The organism is Aquirufa sp., from assembly GCF_964796385.1.
On sequence record NZ_CBAUBA010000018.1, the window covers coordinates 32147 to 51951 of the forward strand.

The following is a 19805-nucleotide window of genomic DNA, read 5'->3' on the forward strand; positions in this document are numbered from 1 at the left end:
AATCTCCAAAATTCAAAAAGAAACGGGGCTTTTGGCCTTTGAATAAATGTTTAGTTCCTAAATTTTTTTTCGGCTAAAAATGAGCGTAAATTTGTCGTTGCTAGTTAAGCACGATCACACATGATGAATATTCTGATTACTGGGGGAGCTGGATTTATAGGATCTCATACCTATGTTGTACTACAAGAAAATGGCTATAACCCCATTATAGTAGATAATTTCTCCAATTCATCTGAGAAAGTTATTGCCAACTTAGCTACAATTTGCGGCAAAGCGGTTACCTACGTTCATGCAGATGTGAATGATCCCGCAACCTATAATCAGCTATTTACAACCCACAAAATTGATGGTATTATTCATTTTGCAGCCTCAAAAGCTGTAGGTGAATCAGTAGCTAATCCACTGAAATATTACCGAAATAATGTTGCCTCTACTGTACTCTTACTCGAAAAAATGCAAGAATACGGCATAAATAACCTTGTATTCTCTTCTTCTTGTACTGTTTATGGCCAGCCGGATGAACTTCCTGTTACCGAAAATTCTCCTGTTCAAGAAGCAGTATCCCCTTATGGAAATACGAAACAAATTTGCGAAGAGATTATTCGCGATACCGTAACTGCGGATTCATCGTTTAAAGCCATATCACTTCGCTATTTTAACCCCATTGGAGCTCATAAAAGTGCCTTAATTGGCGAACTACCCCTCGGACCACCTGCTAACCTAATCCCATTTTTAACGCAATCGGTAGCTGGATTACGCGGCCCATTACAAGTTTGGGGAACAGATTACCCGACAGCAGATGGAACTGCCATTCGAGATTACATACACGTGACCGATTTAGCTCATGCGCACGTGAAAGCATTAATACACATTTTAAGTAAACCGAACAGCTCCTATTACGATTTCTTTAATATAGGCACAGGCGAAGGAAGTTCGGTTTTACAAGTTATTCAGGCATTTGAAAAGGCAACGAATCAACATGTAAATTATGAGGTTCGGGATCGCAGACCTGGCGACATAACAGCTGTTTATGCCGCGATAGAAAAATCAAATAACATCCTCGGCTGGAAAGCAGAAATTAGCTTGGAAGAAGCATTAAATGATGCCTGGGCATGGCAAAAAGCCCTATTATAACCCGTATGAAAAAAATAGTTATCACCGGTGGCGCCGGATTTATTGGATCTCATGTAGTCCGACTTTTCGTCGAAAAATACCCGGATTATCAAATTTATAATTTAGATGCATTGACGTATGCGGGGAATTTGGCCAACAATCAAGATATAGCTGACCGACCAAATTACCACTTCATCAAAGCGGACATTACAGATGCGGAACATATGGATGCACTTTTCGCCGAACATCAATTCGACGGCGTATTGCACCTAGCTGCTGAGTCTCACGTAGATCGTTCAATTACAGATCCTTTGGCATTTGTGCGTACAAACGTTATCGGGACCGTTAATTTATTACAAGCAGCCAAAAAACAATGGGCCGGAAAATACGAAGGAAAAAAATTCTACCATATTTCAACTGATGAAGTATATGGTGAATTGCATGACCCCAAAGAATTCTTTTTGGAAACCACACCATACGATCCACGGTCACCCTATTCAGCCTCAAAAGCAAGCTCAGATCATTTTGTGCGCGCTTATCATGAGACATATGGTCTACCAACCGTGATCACCAATTGCTCTAATAATTATGGACCAAATCATTTCCCTGAAAAGTTGATTCCATTAATGATTCATAACATCCTGAACAACAAGGCATTGCCAGTTTACGGTAAAGGTGAAAATGTACGTGATTGGCTATTTGTTGTTGACCATGCACGTGCAATCGATACCGTTTTCCACCAAGGAAAAATTGGCGAAACCTATAACATCGGAGGATTTAACGAGTGGAAAAATATTGATATTGTGCATTTATTGTGCAAAATCATGGATGAAAAATTAGGCCGACCAGCCGGAACGTCCGTTCAATTAATCACGTATGTAACAGACCGAGCTGGACATGATTTACGCTATGCCATCGACGCAACTAAAATCATGAAAGAGTTAGGTTGGGAACCGAGTTTACAGTTTGCTGAAGGATTAGAAAAAACAGTTAGTTGGTATTTAAGCAACGAAAAATGGCTTAAAGATGTCACATCAGGTGATTATCAAAAATATTACACGACCATGTATCAAGGACGCTAATTATGAAAGGAATTATTCTAGCCGGTGGATCTGGCACACGTTTACACCCGTTGACATTAGCCGTTAGCAAGCAATTAATGCCTGTGTACGACAAACCGATGATTTATTATCCGCTTTCGATTCTGATGTTGTCAGGTATTCGGGAGATTTTGATCATTTCAACGCCACATGATTTACCTCATTTTGAGAAGTTATTGGGTGATGGATCTAGTATCGGTTGCAAATTCGAATATGCGGTCCAACCAGAGCCCAATGGTTTGGCTCAGGCATTTGTGATTGGCGAAAAATTTATTGGAAAAGAAAAAGTGGCTTTGGTTTTAGGAGATAACATCTTCTATGGTTCAGGTTTGAGTAAATTACTACAGGCCAATAACGACCCGGAAGGTGGCGTGGTTTACGCTTACTCAGTAAATGATCCGGAGCGATATGGCGTTGTAGAATTTGATGCAGATAATAAAGTAATTTCAATCGAAGAAAAGCCTGAACATCCCAAATCAAACTATGCAGTTCCGGGCTTATATTTCTACGATAATGACGTCGTTGAAATTGCCAAAAACATCGCTCCATCGCCCCGTGGTGAATATGAAATTACGGATGTAAACAAAGAATATTTAAAACGCGGGAAACTTTCTGTTGGCATTTTAAATCGGGGTACTGCTTGGCTAGACACGGGTACTTTTGCTTCATTAATGCAAGCAGGGCAATTTGTTCAAGTAATCGAAGAACGTCAAGGTATGAAAATTGGCTGCATTGAGGAGGTTGCCTACCGCATGGGCTACATTAATTCGAGCCAATTAGAAATGATTGCAAAGCCGTTGGTGAAAAGTGGCTATGGCCAATACTTATTAAATATATTACGCTAAAAAATAACCGGCAACCAGTGCCGCACTAAATAACGCCATGGCAGGAACACGTTCCGTCTGCGCAATTAGAAATGCAATAACAACTAAGGCGATGGAAACCCCATCGCCTTTTTGCATCATCGGATATACAAACGTATACACCGCAACTCCCGTAAGTCCTACGGATGCGGCTTGAATACCTGCCAAAGAAGCCCGAATAAAGCGGTATTGCTTCAATTGCCCCCAAATACGAAAGACAAAAAAGATTAAAAAAGTCCCGGGCATAAAAATCCCCAAAGCCCCTATTGCACTGCCAGCCAGCTGGCCCATCATCCCATAATCCTTCATTAACAAAACGCCTAGGTAGGAAGTCAACGCAAAAATTGGACCAGGTAACGACAGCGACAGCGCCATCCCTGTCAGAAAGTCATCCGGACGAATTAAACCCTTAAATTCAACGAATTCGGTATATAAAACAGGTGCGAGTACCTGTCCACCCCCAAAAACAAGGCTTCCATTCCGGTAAAAATTCTCCAATAAATGAAACGGAAAATAATTGGTACTCTGCCCTAAAACAACCAATAAAACAAATACGCCCCAGAACAAATGAAAATTTGCCCACGGAATAATCATTTTATGTTTATTTTGACGCGGAAATTCACGAAAATTAAAGGATGAAATTAAGCCACCCAAAACCAAAACAAGTGGAAAAACATAGGGCGTGGCGAACAAAATGCCCGTCACAAGGGTCCCGAGCGATATCCAAACATACATCCACGACTTAATCACCTTGCGGGCCATGAGCCACCCCGCTTGAAGAATTAAACCCACACCCACCGGAAGTACAAACTGAACTAAATCACGATTGCGCAAATAGGTCATTCCATAGGCCGCCAAGGTCATAACAAATACAGCCGGTGTAATCCAAAGTATTAACGTCAAGTAAGCCAACGACGCCCCTCCTCGCTTTAAACCGATCGCCGTAATCATCTGTGTGGACGTAGGACCCGGCAATACGGAACACAATGCCTGAATTTCAAACAACTCATCTTCCGTCAAGTAGTGTTTTTCATGCACCAGACGGCGCAAAAAAAGGGCCCAGTGTACCTGAGGCCCTCCAAATGAGGTGGCAGCCAAAACGAATACATCCCATAAAAAATTCAGATGTTTTGGCCGTTTCACGTTATTTTTTCTTTAATCCCAACTCAATCAAGCGTTCATTCAAAAATTCTCCCGCGGTCATATTGGTGTAAATCTTCGGACTCGCCGACGACACACAACTTTCCAAACAAGTTAAATCCATCTCAGAGCGTGGATGCATGAAAAACGGTATCGAATACCGAGAAGTTCCCATCTTTTCAAGCGGCGGATTAACCACGCGATGGATCGTTGATTTCAAGTGGTGATTCGTTAAACGGTCCAACATATCCCCTACATTAACCACGACCTGATCCGGTAATGCGGTAATTGGAATCCATTTTCCATCCATACGCAATACCTCAAGGCCTTCGGCTGAAGCACCCATTAAAAGCGTAATTAGATTAATGTCACCATGAGCAGCCGCACGAACGGCCCCTTCAGGTAGACTATCAGGATCCGCAATAGGGAAATAATGGATTGCACGTAAAATAGAATTGCCATTGTTCACACGCGCCTCAAAATAAACTTCCGGTAATTTTAAATAAAGTGCAATCGCACGCAAAAGTGATTTTCCTGCGGCCTCTAAAGTCTGGTAGCCTTGAACCGTTAATTCCCCAAACTGAGGATATTCCGTTGGAAAAACATTGGCTGGATATTCATCCCAGACCGAATCTCCATCTGCTTTGTGCGGCTGGCCAACATGGTAAAATTCCTTTAAATCAGGCACTTTGAAACCTTTGGCCGTTTCTTTTCCTTTGCCAATGTACCCACGCTGACCGGCTATGCCCTCAATTTCATAGGCACGCTTTAAGTCATCTGGAGACTGGAAAAAGCGTTCAACTTCCGCATACAATGCTTTCGTAAAGTCGGCCGACAAGCCGTGTCCTTTGATGGCTACAAAACCAATCGTATTAAACGCTTGCCCTAAATCTTGTACAAATTTTTCCTTGCGCACGGGATCTCCTGCATTAAAATCAGCTAAATCCAAGGACGGTATTTCTTCTAATAACATACTTATTTTGTTTCAAATTGACGCGAGACAAAATCCCAATTCACTACATTCCAAAATGCGGTAATGTAATCCGCCCGCTTGTTTTGATACTTTAAATAATAGGCGTGCTCCCACACATCCAAGGCTAAAATCGGCTTGCCTTTTACCTCAGCCACATCCATCAACGGATTGTCTTGGTTGGCCGTCGAACTAATCACTAATTTCGACCCATTCCAAGTCAACCAGGCCCAGCCAGAACCAAAACGGGACGTAGCGGCTTTAGCAAATTCCGATTTAAAGGAATCTAAACTTCCAAAATCAGCCTGAATTTGCTTTAATAATGCGGCGCTCGGTTGCTTTCCCGTCGCAGGTGCTAATAATTGCCAAAAGAAACTGTGATTCCAGTGTCCTCCCCCATTATTTCGAACGGCCACTGGCTGTGTACTAATCGATGCCAACAATTCTTCGATTGATTTACTTGAAGTTCCTAGCGCCTTATTCAAGTTATCTACATACGCTTTGTGGTGACGGCTATGGTGAATTTCCATGGTCATCTTATCGATATGCGGCTCTAAAGCATCATATGAATAGCTAAGGGTAGGTAATGCAAAAGGTGCATTTTCCAATACATTGATCCGTGAGGCCACTAAACCTAAGCCGGATAATTTTAAAAATTCGTTGCGATTCATTGCGTATTGGGTTTATTCATAGGTTACTCGGCCCACAATACTGCGGCCAAGGGTAATCTCATCTGTATATTCTAAATCACCACCGATCGGAATTCCGCGCGCTATAGTGGATATTTTAATGGAAAAATCGGCTAATTTCTTAGTCAAATAAAATGCCGTCGTATCCCCTTCCATCGTTGGACTCAGTCCCAAAATAACTTCATCAAATGCACCAGAAGCAATGCGTGTTATCAGGGTGTCGATATGTAAATCAGTGGGCGAAATACCTGCCAACGGCGATATTATTCCACCAAGCACATGATATAATCCGGTATATTGACCCGTATTTTCGATGGCCATCACATCCCGCAAATCTTCTACCACGCATAATAAACGCTCATCGCGCTTGTTGCTTGCACAAATTCCACATAAATCTCCATCGGAAATCATGTGACACTGCGGACAATATTTTGTTTCTGTTCGAAGTTGGACGAGCGCGTGGGCTAGTTGCAACGATTGAGATTCAGGACGCTTCAGCATATGTAATGCTAAACGTAAGGCAGATTTCTTACCAATACCCGGCAATTTCGAAATTTCCTCCACGGCTTGCTCAATGATTCGAGACGGATAAGTATGCATCATAATTTAAGACTCAAATGATTCAATCTCAGCTGAAATACCGCGCCTACAAATCTCATTGCGCATGGATACGAGGGTATCGAATTCGCCAGATTTTACGCCACACCGACCGCGATAATGGATCATTAACGTACATTGTTCGGCTTGTTCGGGGCTGTGCTCGCATACCTCCATAAGCGTCATGGTCACATATTCAAAGGTATTGACCTCGTCATTATAAACGACTAATTGATGTGCTGAAATGGTTTCTTCGTCCACTAAAACTTCGACTTCTTCCTGCCATTGCTCTTGCCCTGCCAAAGAAAAAATGAACTCTGAAACATTATCTACGGAGAAATCCATATTTTTGAAACTAGGTTTGAAAACACCTCGCACAAATTTATATAAAATTCTCTTTAAACTTCTATGTCGATTCAATTAGCCGGTGGAATTCTTGCCATCTATTTTGGCCTACTGCTGCTCATCTCTTACTTCACATCGAAGGGAGCTGACACCAATGCCTTTTTTACCGCGAATCGGGAATCTCCTTGGTGGCTGGTGGCCTTTGGGATGATTGGAACTTCCATTTCTGGTTTAACTTTTATTTCTGTCCCAGGGGCTGTTGGCAAAACATTTTTCACCTATTATCAAGTCATTTTAGGCCATTCTTTAGGGTATCTAACGATTGCCCTCGTGCTAATGCCATTATATTATCGACTCAATTTAATATCGATTTATGGCTACTTAGAAACACGATTCGGATTTTGGTCATACAAAACAGGTTCTGCCTTCTTTCTACTTTCGCGCACCATTGGCTCAGCGGCTCGCCTGTATTTAGCAGTTAATGTACTCCAAATCGCCATATTCGCTCCGATAGGTGTCCCGTTTGTTGTAACCGTTTTTATTTCCATCGCACTAATTTGGCTCTACACCCATCGAGGAGGTGTTAAAACAATTATCTGGACGGACACGCTTCAAACACTCTTTTTACTCGTTGCACTATTCATCACGATATTTTTAGTAGGTCAAAAAATGAACATGGGTTTCGGTGAAATGATCGATAACATCCAAGCAAGTCCGCTAACACACATGTTTGAATGGGATTGGAAGAGCCCGCATTTCTTTGGAAAAGACTTTTTAGCAGGGGTATTTATAGCCATTGTTATGACAGGTTTGGATCAAGATTTGATGCAAAAAAACTTAACCTGTAAGTCAATTGGGGAAGCACAAAAAAACATGTTTTGGTTTTATTGGGTATTATTATTCATTAATATACTTTTCTTGTCATTGGGTGCATTACTATACATATATGCGCAAGCAAATCAGATTGCCATACCTACGAAAACGGATGAATTGTACCCGCTATTAGCATTAGGTGGCGAATTTGGGACCTTAGCTGCGGTGACGTTTTTATTGGGAATTATCGCAGCATCCTATGCGAGTTCCGATTCTGCTTTGACTGCCTTAACGACTTCCTTTTGCATTGATTTTCTACACATTGAGAAATTTAAAGAAGCCAAACGTGAAAAACTTAAACAACGTGTCCATCTAGGTTTTTCGGCCTTGTTCTTCGTAGTGATAGGTTTGTTTCACATTTTTAACACACAAGAACTAATCGCGGCAGTTTTTAATTTAGCTGGTTATACCTATGGCCCACTTTTAGGATTATTTTCATTTGGTTTATTTACCAAATACGGCGTGAAGGACAAATTAGTACCATCTATTTGCTTGGCTTCGCCCATCATCACTTTTTTTCTGGAAATGCAAGCGCAAACGCTTTTTGGTGGATTTGGTTTTGCGAAGCTAATTTTGAACGGGGCGGTGTGTTTTCTTTTGCTCTGGCTGATCCGACGAGATCGAGTAATCGCCTAGAATTTAATCGCATTTCGGATCGCAAAGTAAATAACATTATTTCCGGCCCCTGTTTCTTTTAAATAAGTACCAGCTTTACAGTAGCCAATTTCTGCTTGAAAAAAGTAATGTTTTGTGGGCACATAATTCACATCTACAGCATAAATATCACAAAGCTTAAGGGCATCTGACGTCATTTTAGACGCATCATATGGACGTAATTGAGACATATTGGGCGTGTATACCCCATCGTATACACTTGTTCGTTGAACAAAAGAAGCACGCGCAGTCGCTATCCATTTTGTTCCGTTTTGATACCTAATGTATGGGCTTAAATTTAGGGTATTGGAGATATTCAGGGCAACTGTTTGCCCAAAAGGCGGCCGAGCAAACAACGTATTAAAGGTATTCAATTGTCCATCACGTGTGGATTTATCCCCAGGCACAAAATTTCCACTAAATCCAATGAATCGATGTGGTTTAACGGAAAAATTCACATCCCAAACCGCCATAAAGGCTTGAATGTCCAACGATTTAAACTGCCCTACTTGCCGCGAAAACTCGATATCATAATTGAAACGCTGCGGATTTGAATAAAGATGTAATCCGATTGAATGCCTTTTTTCAGCACCAATAGTCGAGTAATATTCACGTGCCTCTGATTCAAAATAGTAGTAATAGGCATCTGCATTAAGAAATTTCAAAAGCCGATCATATTTAAAATGCAAACCCGCTAATTTTTCAGTTGATTTTTCATCATCCATAGCTCCTAGGTTCAACTTGATCGGATGGGTATAAAAAAGATCCGTTTTTAAGCGTTTAAGTTGATGAATTAAATGAGCCCCCACAAAACTTTGGCGATTGTTCGGCCCTTCCCGAGTAGCAATAAATCGCTCTTGCCCAAATAGTAATTCTTGTCGGCCTAATCGAAGCACCAACTGATCTGCCAATTTCAAATCTGCGAACCACTGGTGAAAACCTAAGGTATTCTGGTCTACTTGGTTGGTGATCGGATTTGGGTTCCAAAAACGGACGGTATTATTGATTTGAGCAAATACCCGAAAATTGGAATGAAGCCGTAAATCACCATGAAGTAAAATTCGATGAAGCCATTGGTGCGGATTTCCTGTCACATAGGAAGCTGGAATTTGGCCAAAATTCACATTGGTATAATTCTGATAATGTTCGCGTATTTCACCCCCGATACTTAAGGTAGCTTGGCCAATAAGCGGCAAATATTTTAATTTTTCATCCCAAGATTTGCTTAAACTATCTGATTTCAGGTACGAAAAGTCATCTTCAAAACGAAGGCGCGCGATGTGTTGGGCACTAGCTTGTGAACATAATGAACAAATGAAAATGATAAAAAGAACGCTTCTGAACAAAATTAAATTTAATATAGAGGAACATAAAGATACCAAGTCAATCGTAAAATTAAAATGGAGTTAACAGGTCAATAGAAACAACAACCTATTGAATTGGGTAATTTGGCAAACTTTTTAATTAAAATATAGTTTATTTACAAAAAATTTAAAAATATTAATTTGAAAAAAGCGCCCATTTTTGATATTGCTATTGTAGGCGCAGGCGCAGCGGGACTACAATATCTGTATGAATATCTGCACTTGTCAGAGAATGACAAAAGCAATATTTTACTAATTGATTCCGGAGATCGCACGAAAAAAAGTTGGTGCTTTTGGGCTGAAAATAACTCAGCGTCTTTTCCTTTTTTAATCGAGAAATCTTGGCCAAAAATCACTTATCGATCAACAACTGCAATTAGCCAAACTCAGGAAATCGGTAACTTAAATTATCATTACATATCATCTGATAATTTTTTTAACTATTTCTTTGATGAATTTATACCTGCTCATCCACTCGTACAACACGAAATTGGTTGGGTCGACGAACTGAATGAAAGCGGAACGGTTATTGACATTATTTTAAAAAATGGTTTGATCTTTCAGGCTAAGCAAGTTGCTGACGCCCGAATTGATGGGAAAATAGTTGAGCATCAACCTCAATTAGCCCAACATTTTTGGGGGAAATTCATCGAATTTGAAAATGATTTTTTAGATAGCAGTGCGGCTACATTAATGGATTTCAGCCAAGCTCAGACAAACCGAGATTATTCCATGTTTCATTATATCTTACCTTTCTCAGAAAGGAAAGCATTAATTGAAACAACTGTTTTTAGCACGAAACCATATGATGAGCAAGCCTATGAAGCTCATTGGAATCAATATATGGCTGATAATTTTACCGGCAAAAATTACCAAGTTATCGATATCGAACGGGGAACTATCCCAATGACTGTCATGCCATCAACGAATAACCTGGGTAAAATCTTTAAGATTGGTACTGCGGCAGGGCAAGTAAAAGCATCCACTGGCTATGCATTTACACGGATGCAAAGAGATGCTAAACAAAAAGTCAACCAATTACCTTCCAATATTAAATCAAGGCATTTATTTTTTGATTCCATATTACTACATATGATAAAATCGGAAAATAAAGCCATTCCTTTGGTCATGGACAGACTTTTTGCTCGAATCAACTTTACTAAAATTCTTCGATTCCTAGATGAAAAAACTTCGATTTGGGATGAAATAAGGATATTCAGTCAACTTCAAATCCCGTTATTTTTAAAACATCTACTAACCAGAAATCGATGACAAATTTATACCGAACGTTTGGTGTAATTATAGGACTTGATTACTTGCTGCTTACGGGCCTTTGGAAAAATATGCCCGTTCAGGTAGAATGGGGGTTCTGTATATTTTTATTAGCCACTTTAGGCATTCCACATGGTGCGGCAGATCATTTAGTAGCAAATCAGTTGGCGCGCACCCAAAATAAAGCGTTTAATATCTATTACTTCATCTTTAAATATATCTCAGTAATGATTGCCTATGGCGTATTATGGTTTTATTTCCCCCTAATATCCTTTATCATTTTCATAGGTATATCCGTTTTTCACTTCGGTGATTTAGAAACCACATTTATTTCAAAAAAGACAAGTTTCGACTACATATATTACCTCCAGTTATTCAGATCACTTATTTTAGGTATGGGAATTTTAGGATTTATTCTTTCCCAACATGCTGAAGAAGTTTTAAAAATAGTACAAAACTTTAATTTGGGTATTCAAATTCCCTTCGATGCCTTACCTATAAGTTTTTATATCGTTTGTATGCTATTCGGGTTTCAAAAGGAACATACCTCCTACTTTATAAATACGGGTATGACGCTATTAATAGGCACTTTTCTACCCATACTACCCGCATTTATGATCTATTTTGCCTGTTGCCATTCCGTATACAGCCTACGTGTTCTATCGAGATCTTTAGAGGTTAACATGAAAACTCTTTATATCAGGTTATTACCATTTACGTTTTTAGCATTTATTTCGGGTATAACCTATATCATGTTAATCAGTGCCGAAAAATGGCTCGCACATTCATTTATTTTTCTGTCAATTTTAACTTTACCTCATTTTTTTTTAATGCATAAAATTATTCCCAAAAGGCTATAAACTAACTAGTTTGTATAATTTTTATTTAAATTTTAAATTTTTTAATAGAAAAAAAACATTTTTAAAATTAAAGTGTTTAACTTTCAAAATCATTTCTTAAACACCTTAATACTTATTTATTTATCACTTAAACATTTTCAATTATGGAAACATTAAACATTTTACTGGATGGCTCATTAGCAGCCGGAGATTACATTGGATTTACCTTCTTTACAGGTTACATGTCGATGTTAGCTGCATCAATCTTTTTCATTGTAGAAAGAGGTACAGTTAATGACAAGTGGAAAACATCATTATTAATTTCCGCATTAATTACATTCATTGCTGCAGTTCATTATTTCTACATGCGTGGTGTATGGTTGGAAACACATGAGTCACCAACTCAATTCCGTTACATTGACTGGACATTAACTGTACCTTTGATGTGTATCGAGTATTTCTTAATCCTTAAGCCAGCTGGTGCAAAAACAGGTATGCTTTCTCGCTTAATCTTCGGATCTGTTGTGATGTTAGTTGCAGGTTACATCGGTGAGGCAGTAGTTCCAGAGCAAAACGTAATGTGGGGTATCATCTCAACATTAGGATGGGCTGTGATTATCTACGAAATCTACGCTGGTGAGGCATCTAAATTAGCTGCTGCTTCAGACAACGAGCACGTGAAATCAGGATACAAAGTAATGCGTTGGTTCACTTTAGTGGGCTGGGCGATCTATCCAATCGGTTACATGATGTTACCAGGTAACTTATTAAGTGGCATGGCAGGCAACATTGACCTAGCTTACAACATTGCGGATGCCATCAACAAAATCGGTTTCGGTTTAGTTGTTTACAGCATTGCAAAAGGAGCTTCAGCTGCAAAAGCTTAATTATCAGAATTGATTATAGTAAAAAAGAAAGGCCAATCATGGCCTTTCTTTTTTTGTTTACAGGTACTTTTATTTTGGCAATCCTATCACTTCGAAAATTGTTAGTACACGAGGTAATGATTGTGTACATGCCAAACGGGTTAAATTCAATAAACATCCCACACAAGACGGCAATCAGAAGTAGTGGCTAATCCTATTTTAACATCGGAAATAAAGTACGAATTTCTGCTTCACTTGGTTGCGAACCATATTCACAAATCTCGAAAGCTTCAGCATAGCGTACAGTAGCTGCCTTAGTCTCACCATACCATTTAACTAACGATTTTTGAACGTCAGCATTAGGCTTAGCCACCCGCTTTTGAAGCAAATATTCTAGGTGTTTTGAAGGGTCTTTAGGTACATCTGCTTCATAATTACCAATCCAAGGAAGCCACTCATAAAACTGCGATTGATGTGCATCCAAACCAGCTAACTTTTTTTCAATTACCGGCGTAATATCCACCGCAATATCTGCTTGAAATGGGTTAGGTTTCTTGAAATTATCTTGAAAATAAAGAAACACGGGATTCTTGCGCAAGGGCTCCACATCAGGCGCCACATTCGGAACGCCCACCATAAATGCAGCATCCTGAACAAGTACACCCGTATAGCGATGATCTGGATGGTAATCATTCGTCCGCGGAGCAATCACCACATCTGCTTTCCACTCACGAATTTTTCGAATAATTTGCAAACGAATTTCCAAGGTTGGCAACAATTCACCGTCATGATTATCCAATACATCATAGGCAACACCTAAACGCTTGGCAACTTCACGCGTTTCGGCGATACGACGTTTCGCAAGCATCCCACCACCCTGAGATTGGTGGCCCGCATCGCCATTCGTGACAGATAAAAACTTTACTTCGTGCCCCATTTGCACATAAAGTGCAGCGGTACCACCCCCTTTAATATCACAATCATCAGGATGAGCCCCAATAAACAAAATGCGTAATGGCTTTGCCTGTATATCTGCAGACAACAACACAAGTAAAATACATATGATTTTTTTCATTTGATTTGGAATTTTAGATTCAATGTTAGAGAATTTGATCAATAAATCAAACTGAACTGACCGGCTACTTATTCGAAATGAACTCAAAAAAGACACCAACTTCCATTGGTCAGATGTACAAAAAAAAGAAATAATTCTTACATTCGATTATGAGAATATACATCCTGCTTTTCCTGCTCCTAAGCATGGGAGCGCAAGCTCAAATCGATGATAAAGTCAAATCCATGAAGGCCCATTCGGGTTACTTTAATTTTTATTACGATGAGCCAAACGATAAAATTTTTCTTGAAGTCACTAAACTTAACCACGAGTTTTTATACGCCTACTCGCTCGCTCAAGGAGTGGGAAATAACGACCTTGGTTTAGATCGTGGCCAACTCGGCAATGAGCAAGTTGTCTATTTTGAAAAACAAGGAAATAAACTCTTTTTGATCCAACCAAATACCCGTTACCGGGCAAATACGAGTAATTCGTTGGAAAAAATTTCGGTCCAACAAGCATTTACGAAATCAGTTTTATTCGGATTTAAAATCGAAAGCAGCAGTGATGGGGCCTATTTAATTGATTTCACCGACTTTCTGATGCAAGATGCGCATGGTGTATTGAAGCGATTAGCTCAAGCAAAGCAAGGAACATATAGTTTAGATAAATCCAAAAGTTCATTGGCATTAGAACACACCAAATCATTTCCTAAAAATTCAGAATTTGAAGCCCGTTTAACCTTCGCAGGAAATGGAACAGGAGCAGAAATTAAATCAGTTGCTCCTAATGCAGATAATGTGACCGTCGTCGAACACCATTCATTTATTGAATTGCCAGATTCCGCCTACACGCCGCGCTTATTTGATCCGCGATCTGGAGCCAATGCCATTACATTTCTAGATTATGCGTCCCCAGTACAAGAAGTTATTGAAAAGAAATGGATTACACGCCATCGCTTAGAAAAAAAAGACCCACAATTGCCTATAAGTGAAGCAGTTAAACCCATAATTTATTATTTGGATAATGGAACGCCTGAACCCATTCGTTCCGCACTGATGGAAGGAGGACGCTGGTGGAACCAGGCATTTGAAGCCATTGGATATAAGGATGCATTCCAAATTAAATTGTTACCTGAAGGAGCAGATCCGCTTGATATTCGTTATCACGTCATTCAATGGGTGCACCGTTCCGCACGCGGTTGGAGTTATGGCGCCAGCATTGCTGACCCTAGAACCGGGGAAATCATGAAAGGCCACGTTAGCCTAGGTAGCCTTCGCATTCGGCAAGATTTTTTAATCGCTCAAGCGCTTATGAACGCACCATTTGCGATCGATGGGTCAACAAATGGACCTATGTTAGCCATGGCCCTGGCTCGCATACGCCAATTAGCTGCACATGAAATAGGGCATACCCTAGGATTTGCCCATAATTATGCTGCCAGTGCGCTAGGAAATTCAAGCGTCATGGATTATCCCCATCCCCAAATTAATTTCAAAGGCGATCAAATTGATTTTAGTCATGCATATGATACTAAAATAGGCGAATGGGATAAAGTAACAGTGGATTATGCCTATGGAAATCACGCAAATAGCACTGAATTAAATCAAGTAATTGATCAAGCTTATGCCAAAGGAATGCGGTTTATAACGGATGCAGATGCACGCAATCCAGGCGGCGCACATATTTTGGCCCATCTTTGGGATAATGGAAAAACAATAGTGGATGAATTGGATCATTTGTTGGCCATTCGTAAAAAAGCTATTGCCAACTTCTCCGTAGCGAATATCCGTCCAAACGAGACCTACTCACATTTAGAGGATGTCTTTGTGCCTTTGTACTTTTTGCATCGCTACCAAACAGAGGCTGCCACAAAAATCATAGGTGGTTATGAATATAATTATGCCGTTCGCGGCGGCAAGGAAACGGTCTTGTCACCAGCTCCTAAAAATTTACAGATTCAAGCATTAAAGGCTGTTATGCAAACTTTGGACGCACAAACATTAGCTATTCCAAAAGAAAAACTATCCTTATTCCCTCCTAGAGCATTTAATTACGAACGAACGCGCGAATCATTTAAAGGAAAGACGGGGCTTACATTCGACCCATTTGGCGCGGTAGAATCGGCGGCCGACTTCACCTTGGATTTTTTAGTTCATCCAGATCGATTGTCGCGGTTGGCTGGAAACAAAGCTATCGACGCAAGCCAATTAGGGCTTACGGAAACCCTACAAACACTCTTACAAGCGACAATGTATCGAGTGCACCAAGATAGCTATCTACAAGCGGCACAAGAAACAATCAATTTTAAGGTGCTTTCTTCCTTATTAAATACCGCAAATGCGCCAACAATTTCACCGTTGGCAGCTGCAGGGTTGCATGCATCCGTAAATGAAATTCGGGCATTTTACGTTAAAAAACCAAGTGTTTTTGCCAACTACCTTATTCACACCATTGATCAATTTAAGTCAAATCCAGGTGAGTGGAAACCAATGCAAACGCCTACTATTCCTGATGGGGCACCTATTGGCATGGATTGCATAGATTAAAAGAAAACTTCTACCAAACTAGTTTATATATAAACCGATAAAAATTATGACAAAATCGAATTTAAAAATTTTAATTAGCTGGGCCCTAATGTGTACTCCCATATTTGTATTGGCACAAAAAAAACCGAATGTCATACTCATCATGATGGATGATTTGGGCTATGGAGATCTTAGTTGTTATGGTGCGAGTCAATACCAAACACCCAACTTAGATAAAATGGCAAAGGAAGGCGTTCGGTTCACCCATTTTCTTTCAGCACAGGCAGTTTGCTCTGCTTCCCGAGCAGGCTTATTAACGGGCTGTTATCCAAACCGCATTGGAATTTCAGGAGCCCTTTTCCCAAATTCAAAAGTTGGAATTAATCCGGATGAAGAAACCATCGCAGAACTGTTGAAAGCCAACGGGTATAGAACAGGGATATTCGGTAAATGGCACTTGGGCGATCATAAAGATTTTTTACCGCTCCAGCATGGATTTGATGAATATGTGGGTATACCCTACTCCAACGACATGTGGCCGGTATATTTCGACGGAACAAGACCCGATAATAACTCCAGAAGAAAATTCCCTGAGCTTCCGCTAATACGAGGAAACGATGCCAGCTCCTATATAAAAACCTTGGATGATCAGGCACAAATCACCCAAATGCTAACCAAAGAGTCCATTCAATTTATTGAACGAAATAAAGCAAAACCATTTTTCCTCTATCTTCCGAATCCAATGCCCCATGTACCCATCAATGCATCCGAATCTTTTAGAGGGAAAAGTAAACAAGGATTATATGGGGACGTCATGATGGAAATGGACTGGTCGGTGGGTCAAATATTACAAACGTTGCGCCGACTAAACTTAGAAAAGAACACTATTGTCATTTTCACCAGTGATAATGGCCCGTGGCAGAATTTTGGAAATCATGCGGGTTCTACCGGAGGCCTACGGGAAGCGAAAGGGTCTTCTTTTGAGGGCGGCCAACGCGTTCCATTCCTTGTTCAATGGAAAGGCCATCTTCCAGAGGGCACAATACAGAATAGCTTGGCGGCCAATATTGATTTATTGCCAACAATCTGTGCCTTAACAAACAGTCAATTGCCACGCAAAAAAATTGATGGCGTTAACATCCAAGCACTTATGCAGGGAATCCCAGATATGGAGCCCCGAAAAGTATTTTATTATTATTACCGAACCAATAATTTAGAAGCCGTACGGAAAGGCTCGTGGAAGCTTGTATTTGCCCATGCCGGTCGGACTCACGAAGGATTTATGCCAGGACAAGATGGATTTCCAGGTAAATTAAAAGACGATTTTCCATTTCCTCAAGGTCTTTATGACTTACGTCGTGATCCAGGAGAACGTTATGATGTAAGTGAAAAATATCCGGAGAAATTAGCCGAATTAATCGCCTTGGGTAATCAAGCACGAAATGAGATAGGGGATGATATATTGAAAGTAAAAGGAACTGAAAACCGGATGCCAGGCATCGTTGAGATACCATGAAAATTTTCAAACTACTACTATTTTGGGGTATATCAGCAGTGGTATACGGTCAACAAAAACCTAACGTAATCTATATTTACGCCGATGATTTGGGTTATGGAGAACTAGGCGCTTATGGTCAGCAAAAAATCAAAACGCCGTTTTTAGATGCGATGGCGAAAGAAGGCATTCGATTTACACAACATTACACCGGAGCGCCCGTCTGTGCCCCAGCACGATGTATGCTCATGACGGGGCTTCATGCAGGACACTCCTACATTCGAGGAAATTATGAATTGGGTGGATTTGCAGATGATAAAGAAGGAGGTCAAATGCCTTTACCCGAAAATACATTCACCATCGCCAAACTAATGAAAATGGCAGGATACCAAACTGGGCTTGTTGGCAAATGGGGATTAGGCATGAGCAATACAACAGGCAATCCAAACGAACAAGGCTTTGATTATTCGTATGGGTTTCTAGACCAAAAGCAAGCACATAATTTATACCCAACGCATCTTTGGGAAAATGGAAAGTGGGACACCTTGCGCAATTCATATCAATTTGTTCATGAATACCGAGAAACTAATCTGGCGATTGATTCCATCAACTTTGATAAGTTCAAAGGCAAAGACTATGCGGCAACCAAAATGATGGAAAAAGCATTGGGATTTATAAAACAGCATAAGTCAAGGCCATTTTTTCTCTATCTACCGCTACCATTACCCCATTTATCTTTGCAAGCACCTGAGGAGGAGATAAAAGCCTATCAAGGAAAATTTCAGGAAACCATATACACGGGAAAAAAGGGAGGTTATGTGCCTACAAAATTCCCTAAGGCAACGTATGCCGCAATGATTACTTATTTAGATAAGCAAGTGGGGCGAATCTTAACAGAATTAAAAAAGCACCACATAGATGAGCATACCCTTGTCATCTTTTCGAGTGATAATGGTGCCACATTTGATGTGGGTGGCGTGGATACTGAATTTTTTAATTCGGTTGGGGGATTGCGTGGCCGAAAACAAGATCTTTATGAGGGAGGAATTCGGGAACCGATGATTGTTCGCTGGCCAGGAAAAATTAAAGCTGGACAAGTAACAGACCACGCATCAGCTCAATTTGACCTGATGGCCACCTTAGCAGAATTAACAAATCAAAAAATTCCTGTGTCCACAGATGGTATTTCATTTTTACCCACGCTTCTTGGCAAAAAGCAAGTAACTCATCCTTTTCTATACTTTGAATTTCCTGAAAAATCGGGGCAAATCGCTGTTCGAATCGGCCAGTTTAAGGGAGTAAAAAGCCAAATGAAAAAAAATATAAACGCACCATGGGAAATTTATGATTTAGCAAAAGATCCCTCTGAGAGTAATAATATTGCAAATGAAAACAAAGAATTACAAAAACAAATGGACGATATCGTTCGAAAACAACATCGTCCATCACATATAAAAGAATGGGAATTCGTAAATCCTAAACTTTAAGGTTGGCTTAAAAATGCTTTTGAATAATTTATTTTCAAGGCATCCATAGCTGGCAAATGACCCGTTAAGCGCTTTTTGAAATCCGCATAATTTTTGGATTCCTTCGTCGACCACGAAACTTCTGAAAGTGCTAAAGCACGCGGATAGGTCATATATTCCGCATAATTTATATTACTGATGTACTCAGTCCAAACGTTGGCTTGAATCCCTACCACATGTTTGGCTTCTTCAGCACTTAATTCAGGTAAATCTGGCTCAAACGAATAACACTTACTTAAAGGTAAGTTACCTCCAATGGCAATAGGCTCATTTTTAGGATCTGTTTGATAGTAATCCAAATAAAAATAGGAATTGGGCGACATGACCACATCGTGCTTCAGTTTTGCAGCTTCGATACCACCCTTCGTACCTCTCCAAGACATCACCATCGCATTGGGCGAAAGACCACCCTCAAGAATTTCGTCCCAACCGAGTAGTTTCTTCCCCTTAGATGTGACAAATTTATCGATCCGACGAATGAAATAACTTTGTAATTCATGCTCGTCCTTTAGGCCTA

At 40.2% G+C, this 19805-nt stretch carries 18 protein-coding genes; 10 read left to right on the plus strand and 8 right to left on the minus strand.

Annotation, left to right across the window (positions count from 1 at the left end):
- Positions 1 to 120 precede the first annotated feature (120 nt).
- Genes galE through rfbA form a run of 3 tightly spaced genes read left to right on the plus strand, consistent with a single transcriptional unit; the run spans position 121 to position 3058 of the window.
- Positions 121 to 1134, plus strand: a complete 1014-nt coding sequence (gene galE / locus AC1W6K_RS07145) for a UDP-glucose 4-epimerase GalE (RefSeq protein WP_481946958.1) — start codon at positions 121 to 123, stop codon at positions 1132 to 1134.
- Positions 1135 to 1139: 5 nt separating this feature from the next.
- Positions 1140 to 2195: a dTDP-glucose 4,6-dehydratase gene (gene rfbB, locus AC1W6K_RS07150; protein WP_481720317.1), complete on the plus strand. Its 1056-nt coding sequence runs from the start codon at positions 1140 to 1142 to the stop codon at positions 2193 to 2195.
- A 2-nt stretch (positions 2196 to 2197) separates the two neighbouring features.
- Positions 2198 to 3058: a glucose-1-phosphate thymidylyltransferase RfbA gene (gene rfbA / locus AC1W6K_RS07155; protein WP_481946959.1), complete on the plus strand. Its 861-nt coding sequence runs from the start codon at positions 2198 to 2200 to the stop codon at positions 3056 to 3058.
- Here rfbA and AC1W6K_RS07160 read toward each other — a convergent pair.
- Genes AC1W6K_RS07160 through AC1W6K_RS07180 form a run of 5 tightly spaced genes read right to left on the minus strand, consistent with a single transcriptional unit; the run spans position 3050 to position 6817 of the window.
- Positions 3050 to 4219: a chromate transporter gene (locus AC1W6K_RS07160; RefSeq protein ID WP_481946960.1), complete on the minus strand. Its 1170-nt coding sequence runs from the start codon at positions 4217 to 4219 to the stop codon at positions 3050 to 3052. The genes rfbA and AC1W6K_RS07160 overlap by 9 nt on opposite strands.
- A gap of 1 nt (position 4220) precedes the next feature.
- Positions 4221 to 5189: an isopenicillin N synthase family dioxygenase gene (locus tag AC1W6K_RS07165; RefSeq protein WP_481946961.1), complete on the minus strand. Its 969-nt coding sequence runs from the start codon at positions 5187 to 5189 to the stop codon at positions 4221 to 4223.
- Between the two features lie 2 nt (positions 5190 to 5191).
- A complete protein-coding gene (locus AC1W6K_RS07170; protein ID WP_481946962.1) occupies positions 5192 to 5857 on the minus strand; it encodes a superoxide dismutase in 666 nt (221 codons plus the stop codon).
- Between the two features lie 12 nt (positions 5858 to 5869).
- On the minus strand, positions 5870 to 6478 hold the full coding sequence (gene recR, locus AC1W6K_RS07175; RefSeq protein WP_481946963.1) for a recombination mediator RecR: 609 nt from the start codon (positions 6476 to 6478) through the stop codon (positions 5870 to 5872).
- A gap of 3 nt (positions 6479 to 6481) precedes the next feature.
- Entirely contained in the window at positions 6482 to 6817 is a 336-nt protein-coding gene (locus tag AC1W6K_RS07180) for an ATP-dependent Clp protease adaptor ClpS (protein WP_481720329.1), read from the minus strand.
- Positions 6818 to 6880: 63 nt separating this feature from the next.
- On the opposite strand from AC1W6K_RS07180, the gene AC1W6K_RS07185 reads away from it, so the two are divergent.
- Positions 6881 to 8326, plus strand: a complete 1446-nt coding sequence (locus tag AC1W6K_RS07185) for a sodium:solute symporter (protein WP_481946964.1) — start codon at positions 6881 to 6883, stop codon at positions 8324 to 8326.
- Here AC1W6K_RS07185 and AC1W6K_RS07190 read toward each other — a convergent pair.
- Entirely contained in the window at positions 8323 to 9690 is a 1368-nt protein-coding gene (locus tag AC1W6K_RS07190; protein WP_481720333.1) for an alginate export family protein, read from the minus strand. The genes AC1W6K_RS07185 and AC1W6K_RS07190 overlap by 4 nt on opposite strands.
- A 159-nt stretch (positions 9691 to 9849) precedes the next feature.
- On the opposite strand from AC1W6K_RS07190, the gene AC1W6K_RS07195 reads away from it, so the two are divergent.
- The 3 genes from AC1W6K_RS07195 to AC1W6K_RS07205 all read left to right on the plus strand — a co-directional run bounded on the left by AC1W6K_RS07195 (position 9850) and on the right by AC1W6K_RS07205 (position 12706).
- Positions 9850 to 10980 carry a lycopene cyclase family protein gene (locus AC1W6K_RS07195; protein WP_481946965.1) on the plus strand — a complete coding sequence of 377 codons (1131 nt, stop codon included), beginning with the start codon at positions 9850 to 9852 and terminating at the stop codon, positions 10978 to 10980.
- Complete coding sequence (locus AC1W6K_RS07200; protein WP_481946966.1) at positions 10977 to 11840, plus strand: Brp/Blh family beta-carotene 15,15'-dioxygenase; 864 nt, start codon at positions 10977 to 10979, stop codon at positions 11838 to 11840. Before AC1W6K_RS07195 ends, AC1W6K_RS07200 begins: the two co-directional genes overlap by 4 nt.
- A gap of 143 nt (positions 11841 to 11983) precedes the next feature.
- Positions 11984 to 12706 carry a bacteriorhodopsin-like gene (locus AC1W6K_RS07205; protein WP_395784532.1) on the plus strand — a complete coding sequence of 241 codons (723 nt, stop codon included), beginning with the start codon at positions 11984 to 11986 and terminating at the stop codon, positions 12704 to 12706.
- 193 nt (positions 12707 to 12899) lie between these two features.
- On the opposite strand, the gene AC1W6K_RS07210 is transcribed toward AC1W6K_RS07205, so the two are convergent.
- Positions 12900 to 13760, minus strand: a complete 861-nt coding sequence (locus AC1W6K_RS07210; protein WP_481946967.1) for a PIG-L deacetylase family protein — start codon at positions 13758 to 13760, stop codon at positions 12900 to 12902.
- A gap of 149 nt (positions 13761 to 13909) precedes the next feature.
- On the opposite strand from AC1W6K_RS07210, the gene AC1W6K_RS07215 reads away from it, so the two are divergent.
- The 3 genes from AC1W6K_RS07215 (at position 13910) to AC1W6K_RS07225 (ending at position 19249) form a co-directional block, all read left to right on the plus strand.
- Positions 13910 to 16288, plus strand: coding sequence for a zinc-dependent metalloprotease (locus AC1W6K_RS07215; RefSeq protein WP_481946968.1), 2379 nt, complete (start codon positions 13910 to 13912; stop codon positions 16286 to 16288).
- An 88-nt stretch (positions 16289 to 16376) separates the two neighbouring features.
- The gene (locus AC1W6K_RS07220) at positions 16377 to 17783 is read left to right on the plus strand and encodes a sulfatase family protein (protein WP_481946969.1); all 1407 of its coding nucleotides are present in this window, start codon (positions 16377 to 16379) and stop codon (positions 17781 to 17783) included.
- Positions 17780 to 19249, plus strand: coding sequence for an arylsulfatase (locus tag AC1W6K_RS07225; protein WP_481946970.1), 1470 nt, complete (start codon positions 17780 to 17782; stop codon positions 19247 to 19249). Before AC1W6K_RS07220 ends, AC1W6K_RS07225 begins: the two co-directional genes overlap by 4 nt.
- Here AC1W6K_RS07225 and AC1W6K_RS07230 read toward each other — a convergent pair.
- The coding region (locus AC1W6K_RS07230; protein WP_481946971.1) for a family 20 glycosylhydrolase at positions 19246 to 19805 on the minus strand (560 nt) is incomplete at its 5' end. The two genes, AC1W6K_RS07225 and AC1W6K_RS07230, sit on opposite strands and share 4 nt — an antisense overlap.

Coding starts and splice junctions, on each gene's coding strand:
- AC1W6K_RS07220 (WP_481946969.1), top strand. CDS start 16,377: ATGTGTACTCCCATATTTGTATTGGCACAAAAAAAACCGAATGTCATA.
- galE (WP_481946958.1), top strand. CDS start 121: ATGATGAATATTCTGATTACTGGGGGAGCTGGATTTATAGGATCTCAT.
- AC1W6K_RS07210 (WP_481946967.1), bottom strand. CDS start 13,760: ATGAAAAAAATCATATGTATTTTACTTGTGTTGTTGTCTGCAGATATA.
- AC1W6K_RS07180 (WP_481720329.1), bottom strand. CDS start 6,817: ATGGATTTCTCCGTAGATAATGTTTCAGAGTTCATTTTTTCTTTGGCA.
- AC1W6K_RS07185 (WP_481946964.1), top strand. CDS start 6,881: ATGTCGATTCAATTAGCCGGTGGAATTCTTGCCATCTATTTTGGCCTA.
- AC1W6K_RS07205 (WP_395784532.1), top strand. CDS start 11,984: ATGGAAACATTAAACATTTTACTGGATGGCTCATTAGCAGCCGGAGAT.
- rfbA (WP_481946959.1), top strand. CDS start 2,198: ATGAAAGGAATTATTCTAGCCGGTGGATCTGGCACACGTTTACACCCG.
- AC1W6K_RS07200 (WP_481946966.1), top strand. CDS start 10,977: ATGACAAATTTATACCGAACGTTTGGTGTAATTATAGGACTTGATTAC.
- AC1W6K_RS07165 (WP_481946961.1), bottom strand. CDS start 5,189: ATGTTATTAGAAGAAATACCGTCCTTGGATTTAGCTGATTTTAATGCA.
- AC1W6K_RS07225 (WP_481946970.1), top strand. CDS start 17,780: ATGAAAATTTTCAAACTACTACTATTTTGGGGTATATCAGCAGTGGTA.
- AC1W6K_RS07215 (WP_481946968.1), top strand. CDS start 13,910: ATGAGAATATACATCCTGCTTTTCCTGCTCCTAAGCATGGGAGCGCAA.
- AC1W6K_RS07170 (WP_481946962.1), bottom strand. CDS start 5,857: ATGAATCGCAACGAATTTTTAAAATTATCCGGCTTAGGTTTAGTGGCC.
- recR (WP_481946963.1), bottom strand. CDS start 6,478: ATGATGCATACTTATCCGTCTCGAATCATTGAGCAAGCCGTGGAGGAA.
- rfbB (WP_481720317.1), top strand. CDS start 1,140: ATGAAAAAAATAGTTATCACCGGTGGCGCCGGATTTATTGGATCTCAT.